Source organism: Enterococcus wangshanyuanii (assembly GCF_002197645.1).
Lineage (GTDB): Bacteria > Bacillota > Bacilli > Lactobacillales > Enterococcaceae > Enterococcus_L > Enterococcus_L wangshanyuanii.
Window position 1 is genome coordinate 260,177 of record NZ_CP021874.1, and the last position, 16,691, is coordinate 276,867.

Annotated in this window: 13 protein-coding genes; 8 read left to right on the plus strand and 5 right to left on the minus strand. The window is 37.8% G+C overall.

The genetic code is table 11. The features are described from left to right. Window position 1 precedes the first annotated feature (1 nt). Window positions 2–1,168: an AI-2E family transporter gene (locus tag CC204_RS01245; RefSeq protein ID WP_088268443.1), complete on the plus strand. Its 1,167-nt coding sequence runs from the start codon at window positions 2–4 to the stop codon at window positions 1,166–1,168. 44 nt (window positions 1,169–1,212) lie between these two features. Here CC204_RS01245 and CC204_RS01250 read toward each other — a convergent pair whose 3' ends face one another. After that, window positions 1,213–1,833, minus strand: a complete 621-nt coding sequence (locus CC204_RS01250; RefSeq protein WP_088268444.1) for an FMN-dependent NADH-azoreductase — start codon at window positions 1,831–1,833, stop codon at window positions 1,213–1,215. A gap of 463 nt (window positions 1,834–2,296) precedes the next feature. Between CC204_RS01250 and licT the strand changes: the two genes are divergently transcribed. The 7 genes from licT to manA all read left to right on the plus strand — a co-directional run bounded on the left by licT (window position 2,297) and on the right by manA (window position 10,599). After that, window positions 2,297–3,136 (plus strand): BglG family transcription antiterminator LicT, encoded by an 840-nt coding sequence (gene licT, locus CC204_RS01255; RefSeq protein WP_087639755.1) that lies wholly within the window; start codon window positions 2,297–2,299, stop codon window positions 3,134–3,136. A 226-nt stretch (window positions 3,137–3,362) separates the two neighbouring features. Further along, window positions 3,363–5,234, plus strand: a complete 1,872-nt coding sequence (locus tag CC204_RS01260; RefSeq protein ID WP_088268445.1) for a beta-glucoside-specific PTS transporter subunit IIABC — start codon at window positions 3,363–3,365, stop codon at window positions 5,232–5,234. 217 nt (window positions 5,235–5,451) lie between these two features. Then, window positions 5,452–6,900 (plus strand): glycoside hydrolase family 1 protein, encoded by a 1,449-nt coding sequence (locus CC204_RS01265; protein WP_088268446.1) that lies wholly within the window; start codon window positions 5,452–5,454, stop codon window positions 6,898–6,900. Window positions 6,901–7,011: 111 nt separating this feature from the next. Continuing rightward, complete coding sequence (locus CC204_RS01270; RefSeq protein ID WP_088268447.1) at window positions 7,012–7,587, plus strand: guanylate kinase; 576 nt, start codon at window positions 7,012–7,014, stop codon at window positions 7,585–7,587. A 116-nt stretch (window positions 7,588–7,703) separates the two neighbouring features. Then, entirely contained in the window at window positions 7,704–8,531 is an 828-nt protein-coding gene (locus CC204_RS01275) for a VOC family protein (protein ID WP_088268448.1), read from the plus strand. A 14-nt stretch (window positions 8,532–8,545) separates the two neighbouring features. Continuing rightward, the gene (locus tag CC204_RS01280) at window positions 8,546–9,553 is read left to right on the plus strand and encodes a serine hydrolase domain-containing protein (RefSeq protein WP_088268449.1); all 1,008 of its coding nucleotides are present in this window, start codon (window positions 8,546–8,548) and stop codon (window positions 9,551–9,553) included. Window positions 9,554–9,624: 71 nt separating this feature from the next. Further along, window positions 9,625–10,599 carry a mannose-6-phosphate isomerase, class I gene (gene manA / locus CC204_RS01285; RefSeq protein ID WP_088268450.1) on the plus strand — a complete coding sequence of 325 codons (975 nt, stop codon included), beginning with the start codon at window positions 9,625–9,627 and terminating at the stop codon, window positions 10,597–10,599. A 366-nt stretch (window positions 10,600–10,965) separates the two neighbouring features. On the opposite strand, the gene CC204_RS01290 is transcribed toward manA, so the two are convergent. The 4 genes from CC204_RS01290 to CC204_RS01305 all read right to left on the minus strand — a co-directional run bounded on the left by CC204_RS01290 (window position 10,966) and on the right by CC204_RS01305 (window position 16,451). Then, entirely contained in the window at window positions 10,966–13,131 is a 2,166-nt protein-coding gene (locus CC204_RS01290; protein ID WP_088268451.1) for a C39 family peptidase, read from the minus strand. A gap of 448 nt (window positions 13,132–13,579) precedes the next feature. Beyond that, window positions 13,580–14,275 (minus strand): type 1 glutamine amidotransferase, encoded by a 696-nt coding sequence (locus CC204_RS01295; RefSeq protein WP_088268452.1) that lies wholly within the window; start codon window positions 14,273–14,275, stop codon window positions 13,580–13,582. Next, window positions 14,265–15,617, minus strand: a complete 1,353-nt coding sequence (locus CC204_RS01300; protein ID WP_088268453.1) for a Mur ligase family protein — start codon at window positions 15,615–15,617, stop codon at window positions 14,265–14,267. Before CC204_RS01300 ends, CC204_RS01295 begins: the two co-directional genes overlap by 11 nt. 192 nt (window positions 15,618–15,809) lie before the next feature. Further along, on the minus strand, window positions 15,810–16,451 hold the full coding sequence (locus CC204_RS01305; protein WP_088268454.1) for a helix-turn-helix transcriptional regulator: 642 nt from the start codon (window positions 16,449–16,451) through the stop codon (window positions 15,810–15,812). Between the last annotated feature and the right edge of the window lie 240 nt (window positions 16,452–16,691).

A 16,691-nucleotide genomic window follows, 5' to 3' on the forward strand; every position in this document is an offset into this window, starting at 1 on the left:
AATGAAAAATGAAAAGGAAAAAGAAAAGCGTCTTTCGTGGTTTTGGCGCTGGTTTTTGAATAATCAGGTCGTTACTGCGTTATTGATCGTGCTATTGATTTTATTGATTATTTTAGTTTTTACCAAAGTCTCGTATCTTTTTACACCTGTTTGGCAGTTTATTGGTGTCGTCGGGTTGCCGCTGATCATGGCGGGCATCCTGTATTATCTAATGAATCCGGTAGTTGATTTTTTAGAAAAAAAACAGGTACCAAGAATTTGGAGCATTATTGGTTTGTTCATTATTGTTGTTGCGTTGATCATCTGGGGATTGGTCGTGATTGTACCGAAAATCCAAGAGCAAACCATTAGCTTTGGGAATCATTTCCCCCAATATATCGAAACGATCGATAAAAAGATGCAGGAAATTTTAAGTGATCCGCTTTTCGCACAATTCCGTACACAGTTAGAGGATATGGGCGACAAACTGACTAATTCGTTAGGCGATGTGATCCGTAATATTTCTACATTTACCGTTCAAGGATTAGGAAGTTTTGTTGGTGCTGTAGCGACTGTTTTTGTGGCAATTGTTACCATGCCGTTTATCTTGTTCTATCTTCTAAAAGATGGGAAGCAACTGGCCCCATATCTTATGAAATTTTTACCGAATAAAATGCGTAAACCAACATTGAAGGTTTTGAGTGAAGTCAACGAACAAGTGTCATCATATATTCGCGGACAGTTGACGGTTGCTTTCGCAGTTGCGGTGATGTTCATTATAGGGTTTTCAGTCATCGGACTTGATTATGCGATCACGTTAGGGATCACAGCTGGATTTTTGAATTTGATTCCATATCTTGGTTCATTTTTAGCAATGATTCCAGCTATATTTTTAGGGATCGTAGGTGGTCCTATTCTATTAGTAAAAGTTTTGGTCGTTTTTGTTATTGAACAAACGATCGAGGGCCGTGTGATTTCACCGCTTGTTTTAGGTAGTCAGCTGGATATTCATCCAGTAACGATTTTAGTGGTGTTATTGACTTCTGGAAAGCTTTTTGGAGTAGTTGGTGTGATTCTGGGGATTCCAGTATATGCGGCGGCTAAAGTTATTATTACGCATATTTTTGAATGGTATAAAGATGTATCAAGTTTGTATCATGAGGAAGAAGTGCAGAATCAAGAAGAATAAAAGAAGCTGAAACAGATTTTTTATCTGTTTCAGCTTCTTTTATATTAAAACGTTTTTCCTAAAGTTGTTGCTTGATTCATCGCTGTGTCTAATAATTCTTCTGCTCTATCTGGGAAATGATCGATTCCTTCGATAAATAGTTGATCCACTTGAGAAACACCAATGAAGTTTAGGATACCCTTCACATATTGTGAAGCAAAATCTTGTCCTTCATAAAAGCCGCCATTTGATTGGATGTGTAGAGCTTTTTTACCTTCAGTTAAAGGTTTTGGTCCTTCTTCTGTATATTTGAATGTTTTGCCGGCAACGTTGATCGTATCGACCCATGCTTTCAAACGAGTAGGTACGTTTAAGTTCCATAAGGCATTTGCAATAACAACTTTATCAGCAGCTAAGAATTGATCAGTCAACTCGTTGAAGCGTGCTACTTTTGATTGTTGGCTTTCGTTTAATGAAGTAAATTCTGTACCTGTGCGTAATGCACCCCAGCCAGATAATAATTCTTCATCGATTTCAGGAACATAATCAGCATAAACATCAAGAACATCGATTTCATCCGCTGGATTTTCTGATTTATAGCTTTCTAAAAATGTTTCTAACGCACGAACGGAACGTGATTCTTCTTTTGTAAGTGGGTGAGCTTTAACGACTAATAATTTTGACATATAAAATCTCCTTTAAATACCGAAGTATCTTTATTTGTAAACAAGACTTATTTTACTAATAAAAAGTAAGAAAATCAATGATTTTGCGAAAATTACATAAAAATTATTTGTATATAATTTTTGAAAGAAAGACAGAGATTGATAAAATGCAATAAACCTTACTATTTTGAATGATCATTTCAGATGTATAAATGTGTTTTTCTTAAACGTAAGCAAAAGTGATCGTTAAATAGATCGTGATTTTCTTATTTTGAGACAGCTTATTACATTCTTTTATTCGTTTCTAAAAAAATTCTAAATTCCTTTTTTGAAAAGGGTTGCATCTGTTTTAAAATAATGGTATGCTAAGCATGCAATAAGGATTGTTACTGTTCGGCAGGCAAAACCAGAATCTTCCATAAGTTTGTAGTAGTGGGCGGATTCTAGGTTTTTTTCATTTGTATTTGTAAAAGTGAGGTTCATCATGTATATTGAAAAAATTTTAAACAACAATGTCGTTATGACAAAAAATGAATCAGGTGAAGAAATTGTCTGTATGGGCCGTGGATTAGCGTTTCAAAAAAAAGTCGGTGACTTGATCGATCCAACATTTATTGAAAAAGAGTTTGTTTTAAAGGATTCTGTTACCTCAGGTCAATTTCAGCAATTATTTGCAGATATTCCTATGGAGGAAGTTGAGGTCGTTAAAAAGATCGTTGATATGGCTGAAGCAGATTTGGGTATTGAGCTCTCTTCAAATATCTACTTAACCCTAACGGATCACATTCACTATGCAATAATGCGGGCAAAAGAGGGATTGGAGATGCCCAATCCGTTGATGTTTGAAACTAAAAAGTTTTATCCTAAAGAGTTTGCGATCGCTAAAAAGGGTGTAGAGTTGATCAAAGAAAAATTGGCTGTTGATTTTTCTGAGAGTGAAGCAGGCTTTATTGCTTTTCACATTGTCAACAGTGAACAAGCGAACGGGAATATGGAAGTGACCATGTCAGCAACCGAGATGGTACGGGATATCCTAACGATCATCAGTCGTTACTTTGGGAAACCATTTGACGAAGATTCCTTGAATTATCAACGAATCGTGACACATCTGCAATATTTTGCACAACGTTACTTGCAAAATGAAGCACACGATGAAGAAGATGATTTTCTCTATGAATTGATTCAAAGCAAGTATCCGAAAGCTTTTCAATCGGTACAAAGAATCAATGATTACCTAGTTAAGACATACCAAAAGCCGATCGATAAGGCTGAACAAATTTATCTAACCATACATATCCAACGAGTGGTTGGAGATAAAAAGTAGTTTCATCAATGACATTCAATCATAGCGGATTGTTACTGAATTAGCAGGCAAAACCTAGATTGAAAAAACAAACGATTCATCTATACGTATTTTCTTTATGTGTAGGCGAGTATTGTTTTTTCAGTTTAGGTTTTTTTATATAAAAAAATCAAAAATATGGACTGTATTCTTTTTATTTAATGAGAAAGAATACTACGCCTGAAAAATAGGAAAAGGAGAAAAAATTATGAGTAAAAATCAAGAAATCGCTGAACGCGTGTTATCCATGGTTGGCGGAGAAGAGAATGTGAATAGTGTTGTACACTGTGCAACTCGTTTACGTTTTAAGTTGAAAGATGAGGAAAAAGCAGCAACAGATAAATTGAATGAAGATCCAGATGTCATTCAAGTTGTTAGAAGCGGAGGACAATATCAAGTTGTTATCGGCAGCCACGTGAGTGATGTTTATAAAGAATTGATGGCTCACAGTGGATTAGGTGACAATAGTGAAACGAAAGATGAAGGGCCAAAAGGAAATATCTTTAATCAATTGATCGACATTATTTCATCGATCTTTACTCCTTTCTTGGGAGCAATGGCTGGAGCTGGGGTTTTAAAAGGATTCTTAACTTTAGCTGTAACATTGAATTGGCTAACTGTAGAGTCTGGTGTTTATGTGGTACTCTTTTCAATCGCTGATGGTATTTTTACCTTCTTACCGATTCTTTTAGCATTTACAGCAGCGAAGAAATTTAAGACGAATGAATTTTTGGCAGTCTGTTTAGCAATGGCGCTTGTTCATCCAAGTATTTCAGCCTTAGCAGGTAATACGCTAAGTTTTGCCGGAATTCCTGTAATTATTGGCGCAAGTGCGTATACATCGTCAGTTATTCCAATTATTTTGGCTGTTTTTGTACAAAGCTATGTTGAACGCTTTTTCAAAAAAGTTATTCCGTCATTCTTGCAAATCATTTGTGTTCCATTAGCAGTTTTCTTGGTAATGGCACCAGTGACATTTATCGCAATTGGTCCAATCGGTACAATCTTAGGTGATCTATTAGGTAAAGGCTACAATGGTATTTATGGCTTCAGCCCAATTATTGCAGGGGCTGTGATGGGTGGTTTATGGCAAGTCTTCGTAATGTTTGGGATGCACTGGGGCTTTGTGCCGATCATGATGCTGAACCTATCAGAAGCAGGTGGTGGTGTTGATACAATGGCGCCAATGCTTTTACCAGCTGTTTTAGCACAAGGTGGAGCAGCGTTAGCCGTCTTCTTTATTACAAAAAATGTGAAATTAAAAGGGTTAGCGTTGTCTTCTGCAATGACTTCTGTTTTCGGGATCACTGAACCGACAGTATATGGTGTAACGCTTCCTTTGAAAAAACCGTTTATCGCGGCTTGTATTGGTGGCGCGATCGGTGGTGCGTATATTGGTTTCAGTCATGTTCAAAACTATGTATTTGGTTTGATCAGCCTCTTGAGTTTACCAGGATTTATCCCGCAAGAAACGAAAGATACTTCAGGCATGATCGCTGCGATCATCGGAACGGCAATCGCCTTTGTAGTTGCTTTTATTCTAACATTTATCTTGAGATTTGATGACAAAGTAGAAGCGACTGGCATAGAAACAACAAAAGAAAAGGAAGAAGCATCAAAGGGAGATAAAATTGTTTTATCAAGTCCATTAACTGGAACGATCGTTCCATTGGATAAAGTAGAAGATCAAGTCTTTTCATCTGGCGCCTTAGGCAAAGGAATCGCTGTTGAACCGACTTTAGGTGAGCTTTATGCTCCAGCAGATGGTGAGATCACAACATTATTCCCTACAGGACATGCTGTCGGTATTACTACAGTCGATGGTGCAGAAGTGTTGATGCATATCGGTATGGATACTGTTGAGATGGATGGCGATGGCTTTGAAATTCTTGCCAAGCAAGGCGATCAAGTGAAACAAGGCGATTTATTGATCAAATTTGATATCGATAAAATCAAAGCAGCAGGACATCCAGTGGTGACACCGATCGTCGTGACAAATAGCGCAGATTTTCTTGATGTCCTAGATATGGACCAAGCCGAAGTCCTTCACGGTGAAGACTTCTTAGCGGTTGTTCGTTAAACAATTTCTTAAGTATTTTTGAGTCAGTATTATGAAAAAAAGGTATAATTGTCATGTGACAAAAAGTAGAATCATTCATTTTATCTAGATACACATGAAAGCCTTTCGGAAAAAAGGAAAAATAGAGTAAGGTCAAAAGAGCCTAGTTGATTTTTCCTCTTTTCTATCAAGGCTAAAGGACTGATTACGCTTTTAAAAATTAAAGGAGGAAAATCGTATGTCAATCAAAACTACTGCATTTCCAAAAGGATTTTTATGGGGTGGGGCAACTGCAGCTAACCAATTAGAAGGTGCTTATCTTTCAGATGGTAAAGGGTTGTCTGTGGCTGATGCGATGCCTGGCGGCAAGCAACGCTTTCAAGTGTTAGGCAGTGATACGTTTAATTGGGAGATCGATGAGGATAAATATATTTACCCAAATCATCGTGGGATCGATCATTATCATCGCTATAAAGAAGATATTGCCTTATTTGCGAAAATGGGATTCAAATGTTATCGCTTTTCTATCGCTTGGGCGAGAATTTTTCCTAAGGGTGACGAGTCTACTCCAAATGAGGCAGGCTTAAAGTTTTATGATCAAGTGATCGAAGAATGTTTGAAACATGGAATTGAGCCTGTGATAACGATTTCTCATTACGAAATGCCTTTGCATTTAGCGAAGGAATATGGCGGGTGGAAAAACCGTAAGTTGATCGATTTCTTTGAAACATATGCAACAGTTGTCTTGAATCGTTATGGTAAAAAAGTAAAATACTGGATGACTTTCAATGAAATCAATTCAGCTTTTCATTTCCCGGCACTTAGCCAAGGAATGGTCAAAGCGACTGGAGCAGGTGATTATCAAAATATTTTCCAAGCATGGCACAATCAATTTGTGGCAAGTGCTAAAGCCGTGAAAATCGGACACGAAATCAATCCGGATATGCAAATCGGCTGCATGATCATTTATGCAACAACCTACAGTATCGATGCCAATCCAGTCAATCAAATGGCAACACTGGAACAAAATCAAGAATTCAACTTCTATTGTACAGATGCACAAGTGCGTGGTGAATATCCAGCGTACCAACAACGCATGTTTGAAAAATACGGCGTTTCTGACTTAGAAATCGGAGCCGATGATTTAGAATTGATGAAAAAATACGCAGTAGACTATATTGGTTTTAGCTACTACATGTCCTCAGCAGTCAATGAAACAGCTGAAGAAGAAGATACCGTTATTGGAAACTTACTAGGTGGTGTGCGGAATCCATTTTTAGAAGCAAGTGAATGGGGCTGGCAGATCGATCCTGAAGGGTTGAGAATTGCGTTGAACGAATTGTATGATCGCTACCAAAAACCGTTATTCATCGTTGAAAATGGCTTAGGAGCAATTGATCAAGTTGACGAGAATTTCTATGTAGAAGATGATTATCGTATCGACTATCTACGTCGCCATATTGAAGCAATGTCTGATGCAATCAAAGATGGTGTTGATCTAATGGGCTACACTCCTTGGGGCTGTATTGATCTTGTTAGTGCATCAACAGGTGAAATGAGCAAACGTTATGGCTTTATTTATGTAGATTTGGATGATAATGGCGAAGGAACATTGAATCGCTATGAGAAAAAATCGTTCAACTGGTATAAAAAAGTCATTGAAACAAATGGTCAGGATCTAAAATAGTATTTTTGCAGCTGAACTGTAACGTTTAAAGTTATAGTCAGCTGTTTTTTTAGTTGAAGCGATCGTTCAGCTATTGTATAGTTGTGCTAAGTTTTCAAAGGAGGAAAAGCGATGACAAGACCTTCGTTACACCATTTATTTTTTATTATTATTGGACCAAGCGGCTCTGGAAAGACAAAAGTTGCAGAAGCTGTATTTCCAAAAGAATACAAAGTGATTTCCCATACGACTCGACCAAAGAGGACAGGAGAACAAGAGGGAACTGATTACTATTTTGAAACACAACAACATTTCCAACAATTGATTGAATCAAAGGCGTTAGCAGAGTACGATACGTATAATGAACAAAAATATGGAGTGGGAATTGATGAGTTGTTGCGGAAAACAACGGAACATTATGCCTATGATGTTTTGACCTTTCAAGGATTTCAAGCAATTGAAGCGTTGTTTAAACCGATGGTGATTCCGATTTTTTTAGATGTATCTAAAGAAAATGTAATCGCAAGACTGCAGGAAAGAGGAGAGCTTCCTGAGATCATCAAGGAGCGTTCTGCTTTGTATGATCAAGAGATACAAAATAAAGAAAAAATCATTCGATATTCTCCACACTTCATTATTGATGCAAATCAGCCGTTTGAACACGTTGTGAATACATTAAAGCAAATTATAGATATTAGTATAAAATGAATCGTTCAGTTCCTTAAGCACTTCTTGTTCCTCCTTCTCAATAAGTACGTTTGCTTGCTGAAATCTGGAGACACGTATAAAATAAACTCTAGGAGACATTCGGAGGGGGAAGTCGAATGGAGAAATTTAAACTATCGAAAGATGTCTATGTAGAAACGGTTGCAATTCGAATAAAAGATGTAGAAACGATGGTCAGCTTTTATAAGAATGTGTTGGGTTTTGTGTTGAAATTAGAAGAAAATAATTTGTCTATTTTTGGTTCTCAAAAAAGAGATAGCCGATTACTGATATTAGAAGAAGCAGAATCCGAGCAGGTGGAACGAACTAAGAGTTCTATTTGTTTTTCTTTGTTGATTCCAACGTTAGAAGAATTTAGCGGTCTTTTGAGACGAATCACCGTTCATGATTATCCGATCACACGTGCAATTCAAAAAGACGGTCGGAAAAGTGTTTTTTTAAGCGATCCGGAAGGTAATGACATTGCAATTACTTATAATGATGAAACTGGGCTAACGAGAACGGAATCTCAGGAACTGGATATTCAGCGTTTGATCAAGTCTAGCAAAGTATTATATACGAATCTGTCTCCAGAAGTCAGATTGGATCAAGTGAAGTTATATGTCGATGATAGGGTAGAGCATTATCATTTTTATCAAGAAATTTTAGGAATGGTGCCTAAATCGAATAGCGAGAATACATTAGCGATCAATGATCATAACTTTTTTATTCATTTGGAGCATTCAGAAGATTTGAACGAGCAAAGAAATGAAAAAGAAACTTTAGGAATTGATTTTTTTGTGCTGAATGTCGATCATGAAGAGGAAATGATTCGCTTGAAAGGACATTTGGAAAAAGAAAATCAAGAATTTTTTATCGATAATAAACGAAAGATATTGACTATCTATGATCCAAGCCATATTGAATGGTGGTTTGTAAGAAACTAAGAGGAAAAAATAAAATGTACGATAAAACAAAAGAAAAAATCAATCAGCTCATGGATGAAGAAACGTTTTCGGGCGTGAGCTTTTCATTCATCTTAAAAGACTGCAGTGAAGACTATACATGGGGCAATGCTCAAGTTATTCCAAGTACAGAGCCGCTTACCCCTTCACTGCTTTTTGACGTGGCTTCTTTGACGAAAGTCGTTTGTACAACAACGGTTGTTCTTCAGCTACTGGAAGCTGGCTTGATTGATCTGGATCAGCCGTTGAATAAATATTTGCCAGCTTTTGATGACGAAAAAATAACGATTCGGCATTTATTGACCCATACATCAGATATCCAAAGCTACATTGAAAACCGTGATCGATTATCCAAAGAAGAACTGCGGGAAGCATACTATCATGTTCGATCTGGTGATTTGCTAGGAAAAAAAGTAGCCTACACAGATACGGGAACGATTCTCTTAGGTTTCATGTTGGAAAACATGTTAGGGCAGGATGCTATTGTCATTTTTAAAGAACGGGTTCTAGAACCTCTGGGTATGAATGAAAGTTGTTTTTTACCAAAAGAGCCTTTGAAAACCGTTCCTACTGAAAATCATCCAATTAGAGGACTCATTCGTGGGCAGACGCATGATCCAAAAGCGTTGGTTCTAGCTGAACATGCCGGAAATGCAGGACTCTTTTCCAACTTAATTGATTTAAAAAAATTTGTTAAAATGTACCTGAATGATGGTGTGTCACAACCGATACAGTTTTTGAAAAAAGAAACGATCGAATCGCTTTTATCGGATCAAACACCAGATAAAATAGGACACCGTTCACTTGGGTGGGATTTATTGGATGATAGAGAAAGCCGTCCATTATTATTCCATACAGGATATACGGGGACTTTTTTACTGATTGATGTCCCGAAAAAAGAAGCATTTATTTTTCTTTCAAATCGTGTTCATCCGATCGATCGAAGAGCAGACTATATTCAAAAGCGTGATGAGCTGATTCAGGTGTATTTAAAAGAAAAATAACAAGCAAAGATGAATCGCTTTCTTTTTAGTGGTATAATAAATTCGAGCAAAAATGGAAGGAGTCTCTAACAATGCAGCAACCTTTATTTCTAACACCTGTGTTTCAAGAAAAAATTTGGGGTGGCGATCGTTTACATACTGTATTCGGATTTGATCTACCTAGTAACAAGATTGGTGAAGATTGGGCAATCAGTGCTCATCCTCATGGCGTAAGTGTTGTGGAAAATGGTGAATTTGCCGGGCAGAAATTGGATGAGCTTTGGGCAAATCACCGTGAGTTATTCGGCAATGCCAAAGGAGATGTGTTTCCTTTACTGACAAAGATTTTGGATGCAGAGGATGAGTTATCAGTACAAGTCCATCCAGATGATGCCTATGGTTTAGCTCACGAAGGAGAATTAGGGAAAACAGAATGCTGGTATATTATTGATGCGGAACCGGGTTCAACGATTATTTATGGTCATAATGCGAAGACGCGTGAGGAACTTGAAGTGATGATCAAAGAAGGACGTTGGGATGATTTATTGAGAAAAGTTCCTGTAAAAAAAGGCGACTTTTTCTACGTACCAAGCGGCACGATCCATGCGATCGGCAAAGGTATCATGATTTTAGAAACACAACAAAGTAGTGATACGACCTATCGAGTGTACGACTATGATCGAAAAGATGATCAAGGGCAAACGCGTGAATTACACATCCAGCAATCAGTTGATGTGACGACCGTTCCCGCAAAGGATGCGCAATTAACGATTCAGCAACAAAATCAAGGACAATCAAGCATCGTTACTTATTTGAAGACAGCATTTTTCAATGTCTATGAATGGCAAGTCAAAGATATCTTGAAGTTAACGAAAAATGCGCCATATACGTTGGCTACAGTCATCGATGGTGCGGGAAACTTGGTCGTCGAAAATGAAGCTGGAATGAAAGCTGAAAGCTATGAGTTGAAAAAAGGCAGCAGTTTTATTCTACCAAGTGATATAAAAAAATGGCGTATTGAAGGTGACGTGACGATCATTGCATCTGAGCCTGGCGAGAATGCGTAGACATATTGGGACTATTTAGAAATGTTTGAATCATTAGAATATGTGGCTTATTTGAGCGAAAGATAGAAAGGGGACTGGGACTTAACTCTACGAGTTACGACCTAGTCCTCTTTAAAACGGATAAACGGTGGAAGCAGAAGTAACTCCTTTGGAAATAAGCTGAAATTGCTGTAAAACACAACGAGGAACGAGTTGATGTCGCACAGTACCTACTTGGTCACAAAAATCTGAAGAACAATTTTCGTGAATTCCTTCTTATTGCTGTAAAACACAACGAAGAATGAGTTGATGTTGCACAGTACCTACTTGGTTCTTGGAGTTGAACACTTCTGTCCCATCCTCTTTTCTAACTAGTTGTTTTGCATGTTATCGAACAACGACGGCTCCTTTAGTAAGGTTATACGCTTTCTCAAAAACAGCATAGTCGACCCAATATTTTCCTTTAGCTGGATCTGAAACTAAATATTTCTTGGTTTTGCTGTTATAGCCTGCTAAGGTCATGATATGGGCGTTATCTACTCCTTTGCCCCAAAAATAGTAACCGTAAGTTGGTGATTCAAAATTATAAGTGACATACACAACGATCGGATGTCCTAAGGTTAGCTGCAATTTCAAATCAGAAGCGGAGCTGCCTGAAATATTTTGTACGTTACCATATTTTTTGCCCCAATTTGCTAATGGTTGTGCAAAAATCGATTGGTAAACCCCATTTGTCATAATTATATACGGATTTCCAGCAAATCCGTTATTGGGGTCATTATTGTATGAGATCGGCATTTCGTTAAGAAATGCTGATAAGGTATAGGTTTTAGCATAGCCTAATGTTTTGAGAGCTTGTAATAAAGAGGCGGCTTCACACCCCATGGGGGCATTTGAAGCGTATTGGTTGATAAACGGTACATTCAATTCTGCTGCTTTATTTTCCCAAAAGCTTTTAGAAAGGGTTGGAGCTTTTTGATTTTTTCGCACGAGCTTGATTTTGATAGCCTCTAAACGTAAACTAAACCCTGAACTACCGACGATCCCGCTGTTTTTACTCCATCCGGAATTTCCTATATTCTCAATATGCCCTCGATAATACACATCAAAATGTTTGGCTAATTCTCCAGTCAAACGGACATCATAAGCTTCTACACGCTTCGATCGACCTGTGGTTCCGCTCAACTGATCGTTTGCTACATATGTTTGCCAGCCAATGTCTTGAACATGGGTCCTATATTCGATATTGCCAGATACCGGGGCATTGCTGACGTTTACTTTGATTGCTTCTACACGCTTGCTTTGACCGATAGAGCCGTTTGTTTGGCCATTCGTACTTGGCGCTTGCCAGCCTTTATCTTGGACGTGACTTTGATAAGAAACCGTAGGCTGTTTGTATTGAACAAAGGGACGTTTTACTGCGCCAGGTGCAGCTGATCCTTTTTTGACCAATTGGATTTCAATGGATTCTAATTGATAGCTGAAGTTTGCTGTACCAGCATTTTGTCCGCCACTGGCCCAATCCAGCCAACCAAAATTCTTTGCATGAACTCGGTAATAAACGTCGAAGTGCTGAGACATTTCTCCAGTCAAACGAATACTCAAGGCTTCCATGCGTTTTGACTGCTTCATCGTGCCAGTCATTGCGTTATTGGCAACATACCCTTGCCAGCCAATGTCCTGAACATGACTGCGGTATTCGATCCCGCCTGCAACAGGAAGATTGTCTGTTACGATCTTCATCGCTTCCATGCGCTTCGATTGACCGGTTGTTCCGCTCAATTGACCATTCGTTTTGACACTTTGCCAGCCGATATCTTGAATATGACTTTGGTACTTTATATTCGGCTTTTTGTATTGAACAAAGGGGCGCGTAGTTGTACCAGGAGGCGTTTGACCTTTTTCTACTAGTTGAATCTGGATTCCTTTGATCTCATAAGAAAAACCAGTTGTACCAGCATTTTGACCATTAGCTGCCCAATCCAGCCAGCCAAAATTTTGAACCTGTAGTCTATAGTAAATGTCATAAGTTGTTTTAAGCGTTCCGGTTAATTGAATTTGGACAGCTTCCATCCGTTTGCCAGAGACACCGCTAATGCTATCGGCATCAGCAAAATTTTGCCAGCCAACATCGGCTACATGAGCACGGTATTGGACAGTACCTAGTTCTGCAGCAGCACCTTCGATAGTTAGTTTAAAAGCTTCAATTCTGCTATTTGGGAATTCGGCGATCGCTCCGTTGCTTTGTATCGCTTGCCAGCCTGCTTGCTCATTGTAAATAGAGTAATTGAGCGTGATTGGCGCCGCTGCTTTTTCTGCTTCAGGTTCTGGTTCGGACGCGGTGATATTTTCAGAGCTGGTGGTTACTAACTCTATTGTTTCTTTAGTCGCTTCTGAACTTTGTGTTGTCTGTTCACTCGTTGTTGTTTCAGTGATCTCTTCTTCAATGGCAGTTTGAGATTCATTGACTACCTCTTCAGATGAAGCACTGACTGTGCCAAATGTAAAAACGACAACAATCCCAATTAACCACAAAAATAGATTCTTCTTCATTATTCCCTCCAGTTGATTTATTTAAATGCCAGTCACAGATGTATGAGTGTTCTGTGAGTAAAATTCGTTCCTTTCTTAAATAATTCTCATTCCCTTTTTTAACTTTAGCATATTCTGACTTTTACTGCATCACTTAACATAGGGATAGAGGGGAAAAGGGGGACTTTTTCATGACAAAAAGAGCTATATGCATATAGAGAATACTTAACCTTAGGAATTACTTTTGACCGTACTGAGGTTAGTCGGAATTAAACGAATTGGCGGTTATAAAAGGATTAATAGAGGAGTGTAAAATATATCGGCTCAAGTTGAGTGAAAGAACACTGAAGGATTGAAGTGTACCCACAACAATAGAGCCATAAGCAGTCTTTTTAATAACAATCGCTTACGGCTCTATTTTTAGTGAGAACTCATGTATTTTTGTGAATCATTCCTATAGTGACTGTTATTAAATAAGAATCATTTCTTCAGGAATGACAAAAGGTTCTCCGTATTTTTTTTCTAATGCAGTTTTGATCAATCGGATACCAAGATTTTCATTTCTAGCCAAAATTGGACCATGGAAATAAGAGCCAAAGACATTTTTGTAAATAACGCCCTCAGAGCCGTCTTCACTATTGTTGCCTTTTCCTTGAACGACATTACCCAATGGACGCTCACCTTTACCTAAAAAGGTCCGACCATTATGATTTTCAAAACCATAGTAGGTTTCATTGAACTCTTCGTTATGAATAATGATATCGCCAATATAGCGGTTGTTATCCTGACTTAAAGTATAGTGGTCTAACGCACCGATACCGTGGATTTTTTCGCCTTTAGCGCCCATATAATAATGTCCAAGCAGCTGGAAGCCGCCGCAGATCGCTAACATGACACCATCATTTTCGATATATTCTGTTAAAGATTCTTTTTTTGTCTGGATATCATCTGAGATGATCAGCTGTTCAAAATCTTGACCGCCGCCAATAAAAACTAAATCATATTTTTTTGGATCAAAGTCTTCATAAACGCTGACGATCTCCGAACGAAAAGTAACATTCATTTTTTCGGAAAGGTATTTCAGCATCAATAAATTTCCATTATCACCATAGGTATTCAGTAAATTACCGTATAAATGACAAACAACTAATTCTTTAGGCACCATTCATTCCTCCTTGAATATAGCCTTGAGCAGCTAAAGATTTTCGCAATTGTAAAACTGCAGTGTAGGTTGCTAAAATGTAAACATGATCGGTTGGAAGCTCTTTGATCGTAGTGATCACATCATCTATAGCAGGAATTTCTCTTAGTTTATCTTCAGAAATACCCGCGACTTTTAAACGTAGCGCCATATCCTGATGTCGGTCACCACCTGCGATTACTTCTGGAATGTCCATAGTAGCTAGTGCTTCATGATTACCATCCCAGATCCAGCTGACATCGATTCCGTCAGCATAATTCGCATTAAGCAATGAGACTAGAGAAAAAGAGTACGGGGCAAGTCCCATCATGTCGATGACCTGGTTGATACCAACAGGATTCTTCACTAAGATCAAGGTACATTGTTTTCCTTCAATATCGATGATTTCTTGACGTCCAAAAACTTTTTCATCATAGCTTAAGCCCGCTCTGATTTTTTCTGGGGCGACCCCATAATGTTCAGCAACTGCCGTAGCAGCCAAAGCGTTATACACATTATACATTCCGCCGACTGCGATGCCGTATTCTGCGCCATCGATAACAAAATCAGCAGAAACGTTGTCCATTCGAACCATCTCCGTTAATTGAACATCTAATTCAGGGCGATGGAAGTCGCAATTTGGACAATAGTATTTCCCTAAATTCGCATAGGTGATCATTTTATAGTGTAAGATGTGGTGACATTTTGGGCAAAGTAAGCCATCTGTATTATAATGCGCCATCTGTTCTTTATCTGGTTGATGATTGAAGCCGTAATATTTTCTAGGATTGACCGTTTCAACTGAATTGAAGATCGGTGAATCTCCATTACATAAAATCGTTGCATTTGGTGCTTGTGCTGCACCGTCTACAATTAGTTTATAGGTTGTATAAATTTCGCCATAACGGTCCATTTGATCGCGGAAGATATTCGTAAATAAAAATAATTTTGGTTCGATATATTTGGTTACACGACTTAAACTAGCTTCATCGATTTCAAGAACAGCAAATTTTTGTTTTACTCCTTTATTTTTAGCAGATAAAAAGGTTGAAACGATCCCTTGCTCCATATTCGCACCCGTCGGATTCGTTAAAACATGATCGAATTCTTGTCTTAAAATATTAACAGTCAAAGCCGTTGTCAATGTTTTTCCGTTTGTTCCAGTGACAACGATGATTTCATAATCTTTTGCCAATGTATCTAAAATTTTAGGATCGATTTTTAATGCTAATTTTCCCGGATAGCTGCTGCCGCCTTTGAAAAATGTTTGTAATACCCATTGAGAAGTTTTTCCAGCGAAAATCGCTGCTTGGCTTCTGATTCCCATAAAGTGACCTCCAATTTGTCTCAATTATTCGTGTCCAAAGACAACAATAAACTCAATCTATAATACCACAACTGAAAAAAAAAATTAATTCCTTTTGCTTTTTCTTACTATAATATAAAGAATTTTCATCAATGCATAAAAAAGTGACTGATAGTTCCTTAAAAAAAGGAATCCATCAGTCACCAGCCTCGATTATTTAGCATCAATGTAACTATATAACGTGTATTTAGAAATATTAAAGAAACTAGCCACTTTATCACCAGATTTTGTGACCAAAAACGCACCTTTGTTATTTAAAAACTGGATACATTTTACTTTGTCATCTTTTGTCATAAGCGGAACAGGTTTGCCAACTAATTTCACTGATTCTTCGATCAGATCATCTAACAGTTCGTTGATGTTTTGAGGGATGTAATCAGGTTCTTTACTCGTGTCTTCTTTATCATCAATAGCAATCAAGGATTGCAGCGTTGATTCTGCGGCAATCAAAGAGGTGATATCATAATTGATTGCAAAGATTCCATCCAGTCCGCCGGATTTGTCTTTAAAATAAATTGTACTTGATTTTAAAATCCGTCCGTCATGTGTTCTTGTCAAATAATTGATGTGGTCAACTAAATCAGCAGGGTCTTTCTTCAAAGCCTCAAGGACAACTTGAGAAGGGCCGTCACCAAGCTGACGTGAAGAAACGTGTCCATTTTCAATTGAAACAATTGTATTATTTACGTTATCTTCATTGATTTTGTGGATCACGATTTCACAGTTTTCACCAAATTGACCTGCTAAAGCTTTGGCTACCTGAGTAAGAAAAATTAACTTTTCATCTGTAAGCATGAGGTTCTCCTTTCTAATGCGTTCAAAATAGTAAAACTCGATAAGTAAGATAGTTCTTTGATTTACGTGTCCTTTTTATGGAAGCTAAGAACGATTTTATGTATTAGTATCAACAAAGGAAAGTCTATTATCAGTTTCTGTTTGTAATAATATCATGCGTCAATTTATAATACAAGACAATGGTCAAGATGAACTAAAAAATATTTTTTAGGTAGCATTGTTTTTTTTTAGGTTAAGTGG